At 67.2% G+C, this 16,936-nt stretch carries 16 protein-coding genes and 2 riboswitches; of the genes, 12 read left to right on the forward strand and 4 right to left on the reverse strand.

The genetic code is table 11. The features are described 5' to 3' along the window. The gene (locus tag AC50YM_RS17150; RefSeq protein ID WP_494958151.1) at window positions 1-234 is read right to left on the reverse strand and encodes a hypothetical protein; all 234 of its coding nucleotides are present in this window, start codon (window positions 232-234) and stop codon (window positions 1-3) included. Between the two features lie 178 nt (window positions 235-412). Here AC50YM_RS17150 and AC50YM_RS17155 point away from each other — a divergent pair, with 178 nt between their 5' ends. Genes AC50YM_RS17155 through AC50YM_RS17165 form a run of 3 tightly spaced genes read left to right on the forward strand, consistent with a single transcriptional unit; the run spans window position 413 to window position 2,864 of the window. Then, window positions 413-796: a cold-shock protein gene (locus tag AC50YM_RS17155; protein WP_494958152.1), complete on the forward strand. Its 384-nt coding sequence runs from the start codon at window positions 413-415 to the stop codon at window positions 794-796. 8 nt (window positions 797-804) lie between these two features. Continuing rightward, window positions 805-1,470: a DUF3027 domain-containing protein gene (locus AC50YM_RS17160; protein WP_494958153.1), complete on the forward strand. Its 666-nt coding sequence runs from the start codon at window positions 805-807 to the stop codon at window positions 1,468-1,470. Between the two features lie 44 nt (window positions 1,471-1,514). Then, the gene (locus AC50YM_RS17165; protein ID WP_494958184.1) at window positions 1,515-2,864 is read left to right on the forward strand and encodes an MFS transporter; all 1,350 of its coding nucleotides are present in this window, start codon (window positions 1,515-1,517) and stop codon (window positions 2,862-2,864) included. Window positions 2,865-2,901: 37 nt separating this feature from the next. Here the strand turns inward: AC50YM_RS17165 and serC are convergent, their stop codons facing one another. Next, on the reverse strand, window positions 2,902-4,029 hold the full coding sequence (serC, locus tag AC50YM_RS17170) for a phosphoserine transaminase (RefSeq protein ID WP_494958154.1): 1,128 nt from the start codon (window positions 4,027-4,029) through the stop codon (window positions 2,902-2,904). Between the two features lie 260 nt (window positions 4,030-4,289). On the opposite strand from serC, the gene AC50YM_RS17175 reads away from it, so the two are divergent. The 9 genes from AC50YM_RS17175 to AC50YM_RS17215 all read left to right on the forward strand — a co-directional run bounded on the left by AC50YM_RS17175 (window position 4,290) and on the right by AC50YM_RS17215 (window position 15,013). Further along, window positions 4,290-4,985 carry an iron-dependent transcriptional repressor DtxR gene (locus AC50YM_RS17175; protein ID WP_494958155.1) on the forward strand — a complete coding sequence of 232 codons (696 nt, stop codon included), beginning with the start codon at window positions 4,290-4,292 and terminating at the stop codon, window positions 4,983-4,985. 160 nt (window positions 4,986-5,145) lie between these two features. Beyond that, window positions 5,146-5,355: riboswitch (cyclic di-AMP (ydaO/yuaA leader) on the forward strand. Window positions 5,356-5,357: 2 nt separating this feature from the next. Then, a complete protein-coding gene (locus AC50YM_RS17180; RefSeq protein WP_494958156.1) occupies window positions 5,358-6,176 on the forward strand; it encodes a M23 family metallopeptidase in 819 nt (272 codons plus the stop codon). A 146-nt stretch (window positions 6,177-6,322) separates the two neighbouring features. Further along, window positions 6,323-6,481: riboswitch (cyclic di-AMP (ydaO/yuaA leader) on the forward strand. A 309-nt stretch (window positions 6,482-6,790) separates the two neighbouring features. Next, complete coding sequence (locus AC50YM_RS17185) at window positions 6,791-7,558, forward strand: NlpC/P60 family protein (RefSeq protein WP_494958157.1); 768 nt, start codon at window positions 6,791-6,793, stop codon at window positions 7,556-7,558. A gap of 215 nt (window positions 7,559-7,773) precedes the next feature. Beyond that, window positions 7,774-8,274 (forward strand): HNH endonuclease, encoded by a 501-nt coding sequence (locus tag AC50YM_RS17190; RefSeq protein WP_494958158.1) that lies wholly within the window; start codon window positions 7,774-7,776, stop codon window positions 8,272-8,274. 90 nt (window positions 8,275-8,364) lie between these two features. After that, window positions 8,365-9,081, forward strand: coding sequence for a molybdenum cofactor guanylyltransferase (mobA, locus tag AC50YM_RS17195; protein WP_494958159.1), 717 nt, complete (start codon window positions 8,365-8,367; stop codon window positions 9,079-9,081). A gap of 21 nt (window positions 9,082-9,102) precedes the next feature. Next, window positions 9,103-9,390 (forward strand): DUF6457 domain-containing protein, encoded by a 288-nt coding sequence (locus AC50YM_RS17200; RefSeq protein WP_494958160.1) that lies wholly within the window; start codon window positions 9,103-9,105, stop codon window positions 9,388-9,390. Continuing rightward, a complete protein-coding gene (locus tag AC50YM_RS17205) occupies window positions 9,387-10,928 on the forward strand; it encodes a molybdopterin molybdotransferase MoeA (RefSeq protein WP_494958161.1) in 1,542 nt (513 codons plus the stop codon). The genes AC50YM_RS17200 and AC50YM_RS17205 overlap by 4 nt, the downstream gene beginning before the upstream one ends. A 76-nt stretch (window positions 10,929-11,004) precedes the next feature. Then, entirely contained in the window at window positions 11,005-11,880 is an 876-nt protein-coding gene (fdhD, locus tag AC50YM_RS17210) for a formate dehydrogenase accessory sulfurtransferase FdhD (RefSeq protein ID WP_494958162.1), read from the forward strand. Window positions 11,881-11,983: 103 nt separating this feature from the next. Then, entirely contained in the window at window positions 11,984-15,013 is a 3,030-nt protein-coding gene (locus tag AC50YM_RS17215; RefSeq protein WP_494958163.1) for an alpha-mannosidase, read from the forward strand. A gap of 427 nt (window positions 15,014-15,440) precedes the next feature. Here the strand turns inward: AC50YM_RS17215 and AC50YM_RS17220 are convergent, their stop codons facing one another. Beyond that, entirely contained in the window at window positions 15,441-16,160 is a 720-nt protein-coding gene (locus AC50YM_RS17220) for a hypothetical protein (protein WP_494958164.1), read from the reverse strand. Further along, on the reverse strand, window positions 16,157-16,903 hold the full coding sequence (locus AC50YM_RS17225; RefSeq protein WP_494958165.1) for a hypothetical protein: 747 nt from the start codon (window positions 16,901-16,903) through the stop codon (window positions 16,157-16,159). The genes AC50YM_RS17220 and AC50YM_RS17225 overlap by 4 nt, the downstream gene beginning before the upstream one ends. Window positions 16,904-16,936: the final 33 nt, after the last annotated feature.

The raw sequence follows: 16,936 nt of genomic DNA on the forward strand, positions 1-16,936 counted from the left end.
CTACCTTTCGTCGGGCCGTCGGGTCCGTCGCCGGGCTGCCACACCATCAATGACGAGCAGGAGCATCAGCAGGAAAGCGACGGGAAGCCCGTAGAGGGCCGTGGACGTGATCCAAACGGGGGACACGGCGTTGTCGAATGCCATCGCCATCACGACGCCGACCGCCGCGAGCGACAGAACGGCGCAGGCGGCCGCAACGATCAACAGTGGCCGTCGGAAACGCAATGGTGTCATGGTGCTAACGCTAACAGTCCGGCCTGTCCCGCGCCCCAAACGGCCAAAGTGGGATTGGCAGGATAACCTTGAAGGAACAGACCAACACGGTCCGGGCAGTCATACCCTGAACCCGCATATCCATGCGGATGCGGTGGCCGTCGGCCGTGTCACCAGCAGAACGAAGAAGGTTGATTACGTGCCTACCGGCAAGGTCAAGTGGTATGACAAGGAAAAGGGCTTCGGATTCCTCGCGGGCGAGGACGGCCAGGAGGTCTTCCTGCCCAAGTCGGCGTTGCCCGAGGGCGTAACCGAACTTAAAGCCGGTACCCGGGTCGAATTCGGCGTGGCCGACGGGCGCAAGGGCGCCCAGGCCCTGGGTCTGCGTGTGCTGGACAAGACGCCGTCCATCGCGAAGGCCAAGCGGCCCAGCCCGAAAGACCTTGCGCCGCTGGTGCAGGACCTCGTCTCCGTGCTGGACAACCTGTCCGGAACGCTGTCCGCCGGCAAATACCCGGAAGGCAACAAGGGCAAGGCGATTGCCGTCGCCCTGCGTAAGGTTGCCGACGAGCTGGACGCGTAGGTCCCGCGATGACTCCGGAATCTGATCAGAACGCGCCCCGGGCCGGGGACACGAACGCCGGCACAAACGTCGGCTCCAAGCCGCGCCCGGGCGTTCCCGTCTGGCGCACCGGCAAGCCCGACGCCTTCCTGGCTGCCGCCGTCGACGCCGCCCGTGCCGCCCTGGAAGGGATCGCCCCCGCCGAACAGATCGGCCCGCACCTGGCAGCCAAGAGCGAGGGGGACCGCCTGGTCACCCACCTCTTCGAGTCCAGGCTGGCCGGCTACGGGGGCTGGCAATGGTACGCCGTGCTCACGCGCAACTCGCGGTCCAAGGTTGTTACGGTCGACGAGCTGGGCCTGCTGCCTTCCGAAGAGTCGATCCTGGCGCCGGACTGGATCCCGTGGGCCGAGCGCGTGCGCCCGGGCGACGAACAGGGCGAGGATGAACTTGCGGACGCCGCCCCTGCCGCACCCCTGCCCGACGCGGGCGAACCCGCCGCCGACAGCGCCCCCGATCCCGCGGACAGTCCCGAGGACGACTCCGACGACGCCGATGGAAATGCCGATGGAGCCGGCGACGAGTACGACGCCGACGATGTTGACGACGACGCTGTTGACGACGACGACTCTGACGACGGTGAGGATTCCGCAGACGCCCCGGACGACGATTTGCCCTCAAGGCAGGCTGACTAACGGTTGGAACCATCCGGGGGCCGGAATAGTGAGGGCTGGACATGATGTCCACCTTCAAGTCCCTGCATATCCTGAACTACCGGATCTGGTTCATCGGGGCGGTCATTTCCAATATCGGGACCTGGATGCAGCGCACCGCCCAGGACTGGCTGGTCTTTGACCACCTGACCGAGCACGATGCCAGCGCCATGGGCCTCACCATGGCCCTGCAACTCGGCCCCCAGCTCTTCCTCGCCCCCGTGGCCGGGCTGGTGGCCGACCGCTTCAACCGCAAACAGCTGCTCATCCTGACCCAGTCCGCGATGGGGCTGCTCAGCGCGGGCCTGGGCATCCTGGTAATTTCCGGGGCGGCGCAGCTGTGGCATGTCTACGGCTTCGCCCTGCTGCTCGGTGTTGTGTCTGCCCTCGATGCCCCCGTGCGCCAGACGTTCGTCTCCGAACTTGTCCGCGACGATTACCTGCCCAACGCGGTGGCCCTCAACAGCGCGTCCTTCAATGTCGCCCGGATGATCGGGCCCGCAGTCGCCGGCGTCCTCACGGTCGCCGTCGGCCCCGGCTGGGTCTTCCTGATCAACACCCTGACCTTCGTCGCCCTGCTTCTTAGCCTGTGGCGGATTCCGACGGCGTCGCTGCGCCAGCTGCCCCGGGCAGCGGCCGGCAAGGGCCGGATCCGCGAGGGGCTGAGGTATGTGCGGTTCCGCCCGGACATCGTGGTGGTGCTGGTCGCCGTCTTTATTGTGGGCACCCTCGGACTGAACTTCGTGCTCTTCATCGCGGCCATGGTCGGAACGGAATTCGGCCTGGACGCCGGCGCCTTCGGTCTGATGAATTCCATCATGGCCATTGGCTCCGTCGCCGGGGCACTGCTCTCCGCCGGGCGAAAAAAGCCCCGGCTGCGGATCATTTTCGGGGCTGCCGGAGCCTTCGGTGTGACCTCGGGCATCGCCGCGCTGGCCCCCAGCTACTTCTGGTTCGGTGTGGCGCTGGTTCCGGTGGGGCTCTTCGCCATCACCATGCTGACGAGCGCCAACGGTTACGTCCAGACGACCACGGACCCCGTGATGCGCGGCCGCGTGATGGCGCTGTACATGGCCATCTTTATGGGCGGCACACCCATCGGGGCGCCGTTCGTGGGATGGATCGCCAACGTCGCCGGCCCCCGCTGGTCCTTGAGCGTCGCGGCGGCCTCCGGCCTGGTCGCGGCCCTGATCGGCCTGGTGTGGATTGTCAGGGCCCTGCAGTTACGGATCCGGTTCGACCGCCGCGCCCGCGGGCTGCAGCACTTCCGTGTGGTATCCGCCGGTGCCCGGGGCCCCGACGGAACCGGACCAGACGCGGACGGCGCCGGACGGGGACAGAAACCGGACGACGCCGACGACGCCGTCGACCGCTGACGCTTCAGCGCCGGGACGGGCCAGGACGGGCGCGGTGCTACTTCTTCAGCTCGCCCACAACGAAGTCGATGCATTCCAGCAGCGCCGACACATCGTCCGGCTCGATCGCCACGAAGGTCGCAATGCGGAGCTGGTTGCGGCCCAGCTTGCGGTATGGCTCGGTGTCCACGACGCCGTTGGCGCGAAGCACCTTGGCAATCGCCGCGGCGTCGATGGAGTCGTCGAAGTCGATGGTGGCGATGACGTTGGACCGGTCTTCAGCCTTCGCGACGAACGGCGTGGCGTATTCCGATGCCTCGGCCCAGCGGTAGATGCGGCCGGCCGAATCCGCGGTCCGTGCCGAGGCGAAGTCGAGCCCGCCGCTGGCATTGAGCCACTGCACCTGGGCGTCCAGGGTGACGAGCGTGGCCAGTGCCGGCGTGTTGTAGGTCTGGTTCAGCCGTGAGTTGTCGATCGCCGTCTGGAGGTCCAGGAAGTCCGGGATCCAGCGTCCGCCGGCCTTGATCCGCGCCGCGCGTTCCAGCGCTGCCGGGGAGAACAGGCCCAGCCACAGGCCGCCGTCGGAGGCGAAGTTCTTCTGCGGGGCGAAGTAGTAAACGTCCGCTTCAGCGACGTCGACGTCGAGCCCGCCGGCAGCCGAGGTGGCATCCACCAGGACGAGGGAGTCCGCGTCGGCACCCACCACGCGCCGGACCGGAGCAGCCACGCCCGTGGACGTTTCGTTCTGCGGCCAGGCGTAGACGTCGACGCCGGCCTCGGCCCGGGCGGCCGGGCGCGTGCCGGGCTCGGACTTGATGATGGAAGAGTCCGCGAGGAACGGTGCCTTGTTGGTGGCGGCGGCAAACTTTGAGCCAAACTCGCCGAAGGACAAGTGCTGTGCCCTGTTCTCGACCAGGCCGAAGCTCGCGATGTCCCAGAACGCGGTGGACCCGCCGACACCCAGGATGACCTCGTAGCCCTCGGGGGCGCGGAAAAACTCGCTGAGCCCGGTCCGGACCGATCCCACAAGGTTCTTGACCGGCGCCTGCCGGTGGGACGTGCCCAGCAGCTTCGACGACGCGGCCAAGGCCGCCAGCTGTTCGGGACGGACCTTGGACGGTCCGGCGCCGAACCGGCCGTCCTTGGGCAGGAGATTTGCGGGAATCGTGATGCTGGTGTCGCTCACTGTGGCTCCAATTTTCGGCAGGTACGAGGTGCGGCTCGGGGCGGCCCGGCAGGATGGCTGCGGCGGAGCCACCGTTTCATTCTGCCTGACTGCCGGGCGCCGCAGGGAAAAGAGACCGTCACAGTCCGGTCATTGAGATTATCCGGAGTAATTCAAAATAGGCTAAGCTGGCCTGCGAACGTAGCGGACCCCGCGAGGGCGCCAGCCGCAGGCGGTACCGTGGGAATCACGCAAGGACGGCGCTCGAGGAGCTGAGCTGAATGACGGACCTGATCGATACAACCGAGATGTATCTCCGGACCATTCTCGAACTTGAAGAAGAAAACATTGTTGCCCTGCGCGCCCGCATCGCCGAGCGGCTGCGCCACTCCGGCCCGACCGTTTCCCAGACCGTTGGACGCATGGAGCGCGACGGCCTGGTCGTTGTTACCGGCGACCGGCACCTTGAACTGACCGAAACCGGCCGGAAACGTGCCATTGGGGTGATGCGCAAGCACCGCCTCGCCGAGCGGCTGCTGGCCGACGTGATCGGCCTCGACTGGGCCTATGTCCATGAGGAAGCCTGCCGCTGGGAGCACGTTATGAGCGAACGGGTGGAGCGGCGGATCTTCGACCTGCTGAACCACCCCACGGTCTCGCCGTACGGCAACCCGATTCCCGGCCTCGCGGAACTGGGCGGCCTGGCGTCCGAGCCCAACGCTCCGGTCGTCGTGAACCTGCTTGACGCCATGGCAGGCTACGGGCCGGATTCCCGGATCAGGGTGAGCCGGCTCGCGGAGCCCATCCAGGTGGAACCGGAACTGCTCGTCCAACTGGACGAGGGAGGCATCCGCCCTGGCGCCAGTGTTTCGCTGGAGCGGGTGGGCGAATACATCTCGGTGCGGGTGCCGGAGATCGAAGGCGCGCTGGAGCTGCCGCCCGAGGTTGCAGCCCACGTCTTCGTTACCGTCGATTAACGCCGCTTCACCGGTATTAGCTGTCCGCTGAGGGGACCACCCCTGAGTTGCGCACAGGTTCCATAACGGATTTATCTCTGAATGGCTTCATCGCCTATAGTTGGTCTCTAGTACCGATACCAAAGCGTTACCTGATCCGAAGCCGAGCTCTGCCAGCGGATCAGTAACAGAACCACCTTTCTGGCAGGGGCGGGGGAACCACTTCCGGCTGTTCAACAGCCTTGGGGTGAAGTCCGTCAGCGGCAAGTACCCTCCACCGATGGACCCTTCGGGTCCCTTTGTGCCTGGATTCTTGCCACGGCGGACCGGGTCTTTGAACTCTCTGACCCGAATCCGACAGCTAACTTCGCAGGCTCTCCAGAGAGGAACCTTTTGACCACCCAGACCGCCAGGGGCCGCCGTCGTGCGACCGGTCCTGCTCCGGAGCCCCGTCCGGCCGTCGCCTTGCCGGCAGACCGCCCACGTGACGCGCACCGCGACGCACGCCGGGACCGCCGCAGCCCGTTCCGGCAGGTAACTGACTTCGCGGCCGCCAGCGGCGTGGGGCAAAAGGCCGGCCTCGCCCTGGCCGCCACGGGACTGGTCCTCACTGTCGCCGTCCCTGCGACGGGCCCGGTCATGGCCACGGACACCTCCGCCGCCGGTTCCATCTCCGCCGCGGTCCAGCCGGACATCACGGCCGACGACGCCAAGATTGACTTCAGCCGCAGCGCCGTCACCACCCAGGGTGACCCGGACGGAAAGCTCAAGCAGTTGCTGAGCGCGCAGTCCGCCGGCTCGATCACCCGTGCAGCCTCCGCGGGCAGCCTCGGGGCGCCCCTCGCCCAGCTGATAACCGCGTCACCCTTCGGTTACCGCGTCAGCCCCATTACCGGCGGCTCCGGGGAATTCCACCGCGGCCAGGACTATGCCGCCCAGTGCGGCAGCGCCGTCCTTGCGGCCGCCAGCGGCACCGTGACGTTCACCGGATGGCATCCCTATGGCGGCGGAAACCGGGTGGTGATCGACCACGGCAACGGCCTGGAGACCACCTACAACCACCTGTCGTCAGCCACCGTCAAGGTGGGCCAGCAGGTCTCCCGCGGCGATGTCGTGGCAATGAGCGGCACCACTGGCGCCTCCACCGGCTGCCACCTGCACTTTGAAGTCATGGTCAACGGCGAAGTCGTCGATCCGACCGGCTGGCTCTAAGAGCTGATGGGACGCTCTCGCATTCTTGTGACACGCCGTGATCTGAATGTGACATTGCCTCCCAACTGCTGTACCGTTTGAGCTACGCCAACTTTTCCGAAGTTGGCGCTCTTGAGTGGATTGCCTAGCTCTGCCACCGCTCAAGGTCCGTTCGCATGACATCGTCTGGCAGGGGCGGGGGAACCAATTTTGGTCTTCGCAAGAAGACCTTGGGGTTAAGTCGCAATGCTTCCCAGGAAGCAGCGCGGCCGGGTGACTCCCATCCGAATCCGACAGCTCACCTCGCAGGCATTGGGAGAGGCTACTTTCGTGTCTTCACGCCACAATGCTGCGCTTAACCGCGCTCGCGCGGCTCTTACGAGCCCGCTGGAATCCAACCGCCGTGTCGCCCTTGCCGGTGCCCGGAACGGATTCCATACCGCCGACTCAATTTCTGCTGAGTCCGGCCCGCAGGCCATGCACCTGCAAGCAGTTCCCGCTTTTGGCGCGTCTTCGCAGTACACCCTTCGCTAAGTAACCCATTTCGGGGCGATCCGGCGTACCCCCAAGATGCCGGAGCGTCCTCAGACCGCGCCCAAAAAGCGCGGACCCAGGATCACGAAAGAGAGAACTTAATGACTACTCGTGCAAACGCACGGCACCGCGCCGAGGTCACCAAGACCAACTCGCTGGCCGTCATTGCCAAAGCTGTCGGCGACAACGCCGGCGGCATGGGTCGCCAGGCAGCCGTCATCGTTGCTGCCTCCGGCCTCGTCCTGACCAGCGGTATCGCAGCCAACGCTGCTGAGGCCAATGTCCAGCGCGAAGCCACCTCCGCTTCCACCCTTGAGGTTCAGGCTGCTTCCCCGGCGACCATCTCGGCTGCCTCCACGATCGCCATCTCCTACGAGAAGCCGGCCGTCACCACCTCCCCGGCCCCCGTCGTCGAGGCCCCCAAGCCCGTCGTCAAGGTCGAGGAAGCACCCGCTGCCAAGACCTCCGGCACCAAGGTCGGTGGCGCCACCCTGGCGGCCGCCTCAACTGCCAGCACCAAGGCACCCGCCGTCGCCAGCGGCATGGGCGCCACGATCGCCGCCGCTGCCTACGCCCAGCTCGGTATTGGCCAGGACTGCACCGCCCTCGTTACCAACGCGCTGGCTGCTGCCGGCATCAACTACCACGGCTGGCCGGCAGGTTACCTGTCCCTCGGCCGCACCGTGAGCGCCGCCGAGGCACGCTCCGGCGACCTCGCGTACTACCAGAACGGCGGCTCGGGCATGGCCCACATCGCTGTCTACGTCGGCAACGGCATGGCCGTCCACGGCGGCTGGAACGGCGGGACCACGTCCCTGCAGTCCGTCAACGTCGGCTCCGGCCCGGTCTTCATCCGCGTCGGCGCCTAAGACCACAGCAGCAAACCCGAGGGACCCCCGCCGTTTGGCGGGGGTCCTTTTGCATTGCCGCCGGGTGAACTTTCGAGGGCTGCGGTCGCGGCGCGGGAAAAATATTCGGTAAATCGGCACCTCCGTGTTTACTCTTGTTTTGTCCATAGCCCGACCAAGCAGAGGGCAGCCGGCCCTCGTGCCCCTGGCGGGTGCGGCCGTGAAGAGGTATGCGGATGCGCACTCTCGTTCTAAATGCTGGATATGAACCGCTGGCGGTTGTCACTTTCCGCCGGGCACTCGTGCTGGTGCTGACCGGAAAGGCCAGCGTCGTGGCGGAAGGCGACACTCCTGTCGTCGGGCCCCAGGACGTCCTTGGCCGGCCCTCGGTGATTCTGCTGAATCGCTACATCAGGCCCCGGTACAACAACATAACGGCTGTCAGCCGCCGCGGCGTGCTTCGCCGGGACGGACACCGTTGCGCGTACTGCGGGAAGGCGGCGCACACCATTGATCATGTCCAACCCAAATCCAGGGGTGGTGCGGATTCCTGGGAGAACCTCGTCGCGGCCTGCCTGCGCTGCAACAATGCCAAAGGGGACCACACGCCGGGTGAAATGGGCTGGAAGTTGGGCTTCAGCCCGGCGCCGCCCCGCGGGACAACCTGGCAGATCAAGGAACTGGAGAAGCCGACGCCGGCCTGGGACCCTTTCCTGCTGCCGGAATCTGCTGCCTGATCCGGTCCGGCGGTCCGGTCCGATCTCGGCCGGTCCGGGGATCCGGTCCGGCCGGAGTGGCAGTCTGCAGGGCCGCGCTAGGCTGGGCGGGTGGAATTTGATGCTGTCATCCTCGCCGGGGGGAGGTCATCCCGGCTGGGCGGGGTGCCCAAGTCGGGCCTGATGCACGACGGCGCCACCCTCCTTGAGCTCGCCCTTCGGGCCGCCCGCGGGGCGGCGGCGGTCGCCGTCGTCGGGCCCGACCCCGGCACCCTGCCGGACGGTGTGGTCAGATGCCGGGAGGATCCGCCCTTTGCCGGGCCTGCCGCCGCCATCGCGGCAGGACTCGCCGCCCTGGAACGGAACCGCGCCCACGACCCGCGCCACCCTTCCGCCGCGCCCTTCACCCTCGTCCTTGCCTGCGACATGCCCGGGGCGGGCGCCGCCATCCGGGCGTTGCTCGGCGCGGCCGCCGAAGCGGAGGTGCACGACGGGCTCATGGCAGTGTCTCGTGATGGACACCGGCAACCTCTCATGGGCTTATATCGCACAGCTGTGCTACAACGGCGCGCGGCCGATGCAGCCCGGCGCGGTGCCCTCGAAAATGCCTCGGTATTCGCGCTTCTTGCTAGGCTGGAGGTGCGGGAAGTAAGCGTCCCCGAAGGGTCCACGGATGATGTGGACACTTGGGACGATGCCTCCGCATTAGGGGTTACCCGCCCGCCGGACCGGCATGGCAGCGACCGTCCTGAACACGACCGTCCCGAACGCGACAGTCCTGCACGGGGCAGCCGAGACCATGGCATCCGGCCCGGGGACCCCAGCTGAACTCAACTTTGGAGGCAAACGGTGAAAAGCCAGGATGAAACACTCGAAGACTGGTGCCGTGCCCTGCTTCAGGCCCTGGAACTGGAAGACGTCGAGGTTGACGTGAACGAGGTCCTGGCCCTCGCCGGAGTGGCAGCTCACTCCGTGGTGCGCCCGGCCGCACCGTTGACGACGTTTATCGCCGGATTCGCGGCCGGTTTGGCCTCCGGCTCCGGGCAGGCCACGGATTCCGTCTCCATGCAGGCCGCGATGGGCGTAGCCCGCAAACTCGCCACGGACTACGCGGCCAGCGAAGCCTCGGGGGCATGACACCTGCACCCCCTCACGGCAGCCCAGCTGCCGCCGGGGACGAGCCTGCAACGAACACCCCCGACACCAGCCCCGCCGCCGCGCCCGCCGCCGCGCCTGCCGCCGCGCCCGCCGGGCACCAAGACGAGAGTTCCGCGGGGCTCATTAGCGACGCGGCCAGCGAGGTGCCCCAGACGGAGGCGCCGCATCGGCCCCTTGCCCACACCTGGCAGGAAGCCTGGCAGCTCGCCTTCGGCTGCGCGACTCCGATCCCCGCCGCACCCGTTGCCCTCCGGGAGGCCCTGGGCCGGACACTTGCCGCCGATGTGGAAGCACTGGTGGACCTGCCGCACTACGCCTCCTCCGCCATGGACGGCTGGGCCGTCAACGGCAGCGGACCCTGGATCCTCGCGGAACCCGGCCAGCGGCTGGCACCCCACCAGGCCAGTCCGATCGTCACTGGCGGACTGATCCCTCCCGGGGCGAAGGCCGTGCTGCGCAGCGAGAGCGGCACGATCGCCAGCGACGAGGACGGGCTGCCAGTCCTTCGCCTCGGCGGCGGCGCCAAACCCGGTGAGCCGCGGAACGGCGAACACATCCGCAAAGCCGCGGAGGAAGCCGCCGCCGGCGAAGTGCTGATCAAGGCTGGCGCCCTCCTCAACCCCGCCCACCTCGCGCTCGCTGCCGTTGGCGGTCACGACGCCCTCCCGGTGCTGGGCAAAGCCCTGGTCCGGCTGGTGTTCACCGGCTCGGAGGTGGTCTCGGCGGGGATCCCGCAGCCGGGGGAGGTGCGCGACACTTTCGGCCCCCAGCTCGCAGGCGTCGTGGAGATGCTCGGCGGAATCTGCACCGGCGAAACGAAAATCGGCGACAGCTACGCCGAATGGCTCACCGCCCTCGAGGACACCGACCCCGCGGCGGAAAACGGCGCGGCTCCAGCCGCGCAGCCGGCCGGTCCCTCGGCCGCGGAGCTGCTGCCCGCCGACGTCGTCATCACCACGGGCGGCACCGGCAGGTCCGGCACCGACCACCTGCGCCGTTCGGTCGCGGAGCTCGGCGGACGCCTGCTCATCGACGGCATCGCCATGCGGCCGGGCCATCCGGCCGTGCTGGCTGAACTGCCGGACGGCAGGTTCATTATCGGGCTTCCCGGGAACCCCCTCGCGGCCATGATGGCCCTGTCAACCATTGGGGCCCCGCTGCTTGCGGCGCTGGGGCACCGGACCCCGACGCCCGTCACCGAGCTTCCCTGCGGCTCCATGATCGAACCCGACCCGGGCAGGACCCGGCTCATGCCGTTCCGGCTCCTCTACGGCATGGCCTCTCCGGCGCAGCACACCGGCCCGGGGATGATGCGCGGACTGGCCGCAGCCGACGGCGTCCTGGTGGTCCCGCCGCATGGAGTGCAGCTGGGCGAACTCGTCCCTGCCTTCGCCCTTCCCTGGCGTGCCGCCCTCCCGGCACCCGTCCCGGCGAAGGACAAGCCCGCCCCCAAGCGGACCGCCCGGAAGCCCGCCGGCACCCCCGGCCCGGTGGACTGGAGCGAACTGCTGGGGTAATGCCCGGCCTGAAACGCGCGCTGGCCACCCGGCCCAGTGCTTGCCATGATGGAGTTATGTTGGTTAGGAAAACCTGATGGGCCGCCTCACACAGCGCCGCAAGGTGCACAAATATGTCCTCGACGGGTCGCCGCAGGCCCTCGAATTCCCCGTCCGGCACCGGGAGGACGTGCTCGCCGTAGAGGAGCCGCTGGAAATCCGGCTCGGCGGGATGTCCTTCTCTGTCACGATGCGGACACCAGGACACGACTTTGACCTCGTGGCAGGCTTCCTCGTCTCCGAGGGCATCATCTGGAGCCCCGAACAGCTCGTCTCGCTGCGGTTCTGCGCCGGGGAGGACGAGAACGGCGTCCAGACCTTCAACGTGGTGGAAGCCCAGCTGAGGCCGGACGTCGTCCGCCCGGACACCGGGCGGAACATCTTCACCTCCAGCTCCTGCGGCATCTGCGGCACGGACTCCATCGAAGCAGTGCACAAGTCCTCCCACTACAGCCCGGCCGAGGACCCGCTGATAGTCCCGCTGGCCACGCTCGCGTCCCTCCCGGACCGGCTGCGGGAAGCCCAGGCAGTCTTCGACGTCACCGGCGGCGTGCACGCGGCCGGACTTTTCCGGATCGCCGAGGACGGCTCCGCCGACCTGCTGTGCGTGCGCGAGGACGTGGGACGCCACAATGCCGTCGACAAGGTGGTCGGCTGGGCCCTCCGGGAAAACCTGCTGCCGCTGCGCGGCACCGTGCTCCAGGTCTCCGGGCGGGCGTCCTTCGAGCTGGTGCAGAAGGCTGCCCTGGCCGGGATCCCCGCCCTGGCCGCGGTCAGCGCGCCGTCGAGCCTGGCCGTTGAACTGGCCGAGGCCAGCGGCATCACACTGGCCGGGTTCAGCCGCGGCACGTCGCTGAATGTGTACGCCGGCGCCGGGCGAGTGGCCGGCGTGCCCGCGCCCGTCGGCAGCTAGCGTCAACTGAAGGCCCCCTTGGTTTGGGAGGAGCGGCGACGTAAGTTTTATCCAACGATTGGATGCATTTCAGAGTCATCCACGCAGCGCTAAGAGGAACTCATTGCACGACGACCGCCGTCTCACGGAAGTCCGGCTCGACCGTTTTGTTCGCGAACGCATCGTCCCCGCGGTCTACCCGCGCAGTGTGCCGCTCACCCTGAGCAGCTGGGACGTCCCGGATGAGCCGGTGCCCGCCACGGAGGCGCTGCGGCAGACGTTCACGCCCCAGGAGCACGGAGCCGCCTGGGGACGGCCATGGAGCACCAAATGGCTCCGCCTGCAGGGACAGGTGCCGGACGCCTGGGGAACGGCGCCCGGCACCTCGGTGGAAATCATCGTGGACCTGGGTTTTAACAGCGACCTTCCCGGGTTTCAGTGCGAGGGAATCGCCTGGCGGCCGGACGGAACCATCGTCAAAGCCATCTCGCCGCGGAACCAGTACATCCCGCTTAAACTCCTCGGCAGTGGAACGTCCGTCGATTTCTTCGTGGAAGCCGCCGCCAACCCCGATCTGTCACAGGGGTGGACGTTCGCGGCCACGCCCTACGGCGACAAGGCGACCTCCGGAAACGAACCGAAGTACCGCCTCGGCCTGATCGCCATCGCCGAGCTCAACCAGACCGTCTGGGAGCTGCAGCAGGACATCTGGACGCTGTCCGGCCTCATGCACGAGCTGCCGATGGAACTTCCCCGCCGCCATGAAATCCTGCGGGCCCTGGAACGCATGCTGGACGTCATGGATCCTGATGACATCCCGGGCACGGCAGCCGCGGGCCGGAAAGCCCTCGCCGGCGTCCTGGCCCGGCCGGCCTACGCCTCGGCGCACCACCTGCTCGCCACCGGGCACGCGCACATCGACTCCGCCTGGCTCTGGCCCGTCCGCGAAACCATCCGTAAGTGCGCCCGCACCTTCTCCAACGTCCTTGCACTGATGGACGAGGATCCCGCGTTCGTGTTTTCCTGCTCCTCGGCCCAGCAACTCGCCTGGATCCAGGAGCTGTACCCCGAGCTTTTCGAACGGATCACGGAGAAGGTCAGAACCGGCCAGTTTGTCCCGGTGGGGGGCATGTGGGTCGAGTCGGACACCAACATGCCCGGCGGCGAGGCAATTGCCCGCCAGTTCCTGGAGGGGAAGAGTTTCTTCCTGGCCGAATTCGGCGTGGAATGCGAGGAAGCCTGGCTTCCGGACACCTTTGGTTACTCGGCGGCCATGCCGCAGATCGTCAAGGCCGCCGGCAGCAAGTGGTTCCTCACCCAAAAAATCTCCTGGAACCAGGTCAACCGGATGCCGCACCACACGTTCAACTGGGAAGGGATCGACGGTACCCGGCTCTTCACACATTTCCCGCCGGTGGACAGCTACAGCTCCGAACTCAGCGGCCGGGAGCTCGCCCACGCCGAGCGCAACTACCGGGACCACGGCCGGGGCACGACGTCGCTGGTCCCGTTTGGCTACGGCGACGGCGGCGGCGGGCCCACCCGCGAGATGCTCGCGGCGGCGCGCCGCACCGCTGACCTTGAGGGATCGCCGAAAGTGGAGCTCGGCTCCGCCGCGAGCTTCTTCGCCCGGGCGCAGGCCGAGTACGAGGCACTCCCGGTCTGGGTCGGCGAGATGTATCTCGAACTGCACCGCGGCACGTACACCAGCCAGGCGAAGACCAAACTGGGCAACCGCCGCAGCGAGCACCTGCTCCGCGAAGCCGAACTCTGGTGCACCACGGCGGCGGTGCGCACCGGGTTCAGCTACCCGGCGGCAGAGCTCAAGCGGCTCTGGCGTTTGGTCCTGCTGCAGCAGTTCCATGACATCCTCCCGGGCAGCTCCATCGCGTGGGTGCACCAGGACGCCGAGCGGAACTACACCGCCGTCGGCACTGCACTCGAGGCAATCATCGCCGACGCCGCCGCTGCGGTGCTGGGTGCCGGGGACACCGACTTCCTGCTCAACGCAGCCCCGCACCCCCGTCACGGCGTCGCCCCGCTCGGCGCGGCAGAACCGGCGATCACCGGACAGCCGGTGCTGGTCACCGAAGCCGGCGGCGGCTACATCCTCGACAACGGGATCATCCGCGCCGTCCTCAACGCCGACGGCCTGTTGGAATCGCTGATCGACTATGCGAGCGGGCGCGACGCGATCGCCCCCGGGGAGTTCGGGAACCTGCTGGAGCTTCACCGGGACACACCCAACGAATGGGATGCCTGGGACATCGACGCCTTCTACCGCCGCAACGTCGTCCAGCTGACCGCTGCGAATTCGCTGGCGGTCGAGAGCAGCGGCGGAGGCGCCGCCGTCGTCGTGGAACGCCTGGCGGGCGCTTCCGCGGTGACCCAGCGGATCTCGCTGGAGCCCGGGGCTGCGTCGCTGGCCATTTCCACCGACGTTGACTGGCAGGAAAGCGAAAAGCTGCTCAAACTCGGGTTCGCCCTCGACGTCCGGGCGGACCGCTCGGCCTCGGAGACGCAGTTCGGCCACGTCTTCCGCCCGACAACGCTCAACACCTCCTGGGAAACCGCGAAGTTCGAGATCTGCGCCCACCGGTGGATCCACGTCGCCGAGCCCGGCTACGGGGTGGCGGTCTCCAACTCATCGACCTACGGTCATGACGTCACCCGGACCGTCCGCCAGGACGACAGCGGGACGACCACCACGGTCCGGCTCTCGCTGCTGCGCGCGCCCAGGTTTCCGGACCCCGGCGCGGACCGCGGCCGGCACGAGCTGAACGTCACCATCCGGCCCGGTGCCGGCATCGCCGACGCCGTCGAGGAGGGCTACCGCACCAACCTTGCGCCCAGGGTGCTGCAGGGCGCCCACGGCGTGGAACCGATCATCACGGTTTCCAACCCGGCCCTTGTCGTGGAAGCCGTGAAACTGGCAGAGGATGGCTCAGGCGATGTGATCGTGCGGATCTACGAATCGCTGGGGGAGCGCTCCGCGGGACTTGTGACCGCCCGCTTCGGCACCAACAGCGTCCACCCGGTGGACCTGCTGGAGCGTCCGGCCGCAGCGCCGGGAGTCACGGCGTCGGCGGCGGGGGACTCAGCGGACCTGGCGCTTCGGCCCTTCCAGCTGGTCACTTTGAGATTCGGGCGCTGAGGTCCGCGGCCTGGGGAAACCCACACGCCCCGGCAAAGGGGGCGTTAAACAGGCTGAGTGGGAGCGGTCCAGTTGGACCGCTACCACTCATCCCCCCAATGGCGCTTGGACGGCTGCCTTGGTTTCGCACGGATTATCCCGTTCACGAAACGACTGCCGCATTCACACATTCATGATTCTCTCATGGTCTAATGATTTTGTGAATGCCTAGCGGGTAGCCTGACGTAATGTTGCCTGAGCGTTACCTGATCTGTCCGCGATCAGCCCGGGAACCAGAACGCGGCGAGGCCAACGACGGAGCCCAAGGCCGAACCACATCAGGAAGAACGCCACGGTTGCCCATTCCAGGGTTGCCATAGTCAGGGTTCTCCGAACGCGCTCAGCGCCTCACATCGCAGTGTCTATCCGGGCAATTTAGTCCGGGACTTCATCGGGGTTTCGTTGCCCGCTTTGCCATCAAACCGGAGATCCAGATGAGGGCGAGACCCAGCGAAAGGCACAACACCGCGGTGTAATTAATGACAGCTTGGAGGTATACAACTTGCGGTGGGATCAAGGGGAAGAAGGTTCCGATGACCATGCCGGCGAAGGCGATGGTCAGCAATAGTGCTCCGATGCGGATGGTTCTGGGCAGCCGCTGACCGATGGCCAGGTAGGTGGCGGGCAGGATGCAAACGGCCACGTAGGCCGGGTAGAGGCGACCGGCGGCGGCGTACGCTTCGATGAGCGCCGCATTCTGAGGGCTTCTAGCGGGCAACCCGCTCAACCCGGTGGCGGTTCCCGCGGTGTCAGCCAACAGAAAGAGAATGACTGTGGCGATGCCTATGACGGCGAGCACACCCATGCCCACTGGGCCGGCGATGAGGCGGATGCTCTTCCGGGCGGCGAAGGCCTTGGCTATCCGGTATCCGGCCAGCAGCAATGCCCCATAAACGACAAACCGAAGAAGGAGATTTGTGAAGTTCTCCGAACCCAGCCACGAGTCGACGGCGCTATAGCTCACGTCGATGCTGAGCAGAATGGCAAGGGTAGACAGCGCAAAGACGCCGAAAATGGACCTGTTCTCACCCCTGAGGGCACTGGGAATCCGCGCGATTGCGATGAGAGCGCAGACCGCCAGAGTGGTCCACTGCAGGATCGCGATCATCCGAGGTTCTCCCATATCTTTTTGGTTTGTTCGTGTTCGTGTTCCTGGCGGCGCAGGGTTTTACCGAGGGACTGCAGGCGCTCGCCGGCAAGGGCCGTGAGCTCGCCGTCGGAGAGGGCGTCCAGTGCGGCTTGTTTTGCCCCCGGCGGCCAGCCGGCCTCGGCTTCCGTGATCAGGCCCGTGGCGACGAGACCGCCAGTGAATCCTACGCCCGCGGCGCGGGCAGTCGCGACCGCCAGTTCCGGGGAGAGCCGGTTGGCGGTCAACTGGGCCGAATAGTTCTGCGGCGCCACGCCGGTGGTGGCCGAGACCCGGTGCCGCAACTCGCCGTCGTCGATCGCGTCCACCCAGTTTCTGACCGAGGTGGCATGCGGGGCGGGCCCGAGCGCCGGCGTCAAGGCGCTGCCGTCATCGCCGTAGCCGCCGTACGCCGGGGAGGCGCGGGAAATCACCGCGCGGAGCAGATCCATGGTGGCAACCTGGCTGACCAGCTCGGCGGCGGTCGGCGGCTGCGGCTGCCCGGACAGCTCGGCGTAGGCGTCGAAGCCAGCCAGTTCGGCGAGCGGACTTAACTTCAGGGCCCGGCTGATGCTGACGAGGGTGGTTTCGGCGACTTTTCCGCGAACCAGCTGCTGGGCGAGGGTGGTGCGCTTGATCCCGGAGATCCTGCAAATGTCGGACGTACTCGCGCTGGGGGCGACGACATGGAGCCAGACTTGAAACGCCTTGGCGGGTAGGGGCATTTATGGCTTCCTGCAGAGTCGAAGGCCGGCGCG

Source organism: Pseudarthrobacter sp. RHLT1-30-1 (assembly GCF_059383415.1).

Bases quoted from the DNA above. Each gene is read 5' to 3' on its own strand.
- fdhD (WP_494958162.1), top strand. From the start codon at position 11,005: ATGGGCCGCCTCACACAGCGCCGCAAGGTGCACAAATATGTCCTCGAC.
- AC50YM_RS17190 (WP_494958158.1), top strand. From the start codon at position 7,774: ATGCGCACTCTCGTTCTAAATGCTGGATATGAACCGCTGGCGGTTGTC.
- AC50YM_RS17175 (WP_494958155.1), top strand. From the start codon at position 4,290: ATGACGGACCTGATCGATACAACCGAGATGTATCTCCGGACCATTCTC.
- AC50YM_RS17160 (WP_494958153.1), top strand. From the start codon at position 805: ATGACTCCGGAATCTGATCAGAACGCGCCCCGGGCCGGGGACACGAAC.
- AC50YM_RS17220 (WP_494958164.1), bottom strand. From the start codon at position 16,160: ATGATCGCGATCCTGCAGTGGACCACTCTGGCGGTCTGCGCTCTCATC.
- AC50YM_RS17150 (WP_494958151.1), bottom strand. From the start codon at position 234: ATGACACCATTGCGTTTCCGACGGCCACTGTTGATCGTTGCGGCCGCC.
- AC50YM_RS17205 (WP_494958161.1), top strand. From the start codon at position 9,387: ATGACACCTGCACCCCCTCACGGCAGCCCAGCTGCCGCCGGGGACGAG.
- AC50YM_RS17225 (WP_494958165.1), bottom strand. From the start codon at position 16,903: ATGCCCCTACCCGCCAAGGCGTTTCAAGTCTGGCTCCATGTCGTCGCC.
- AC50YM_RS17165 (WP_494958184.1), top strand. From the start codon at position 1,515: ATGTCCACCTTCAAGTCCCTGCATATCCTGAACTACCGGATCTGGTTC.
- AC50YM_RS17185 (WP_494958157.1), top strand. From the start codon at position 6,791: ATGACTACTCGTGCAAACGCACGGCACCGCGCCGAGGTCACCAAGACC.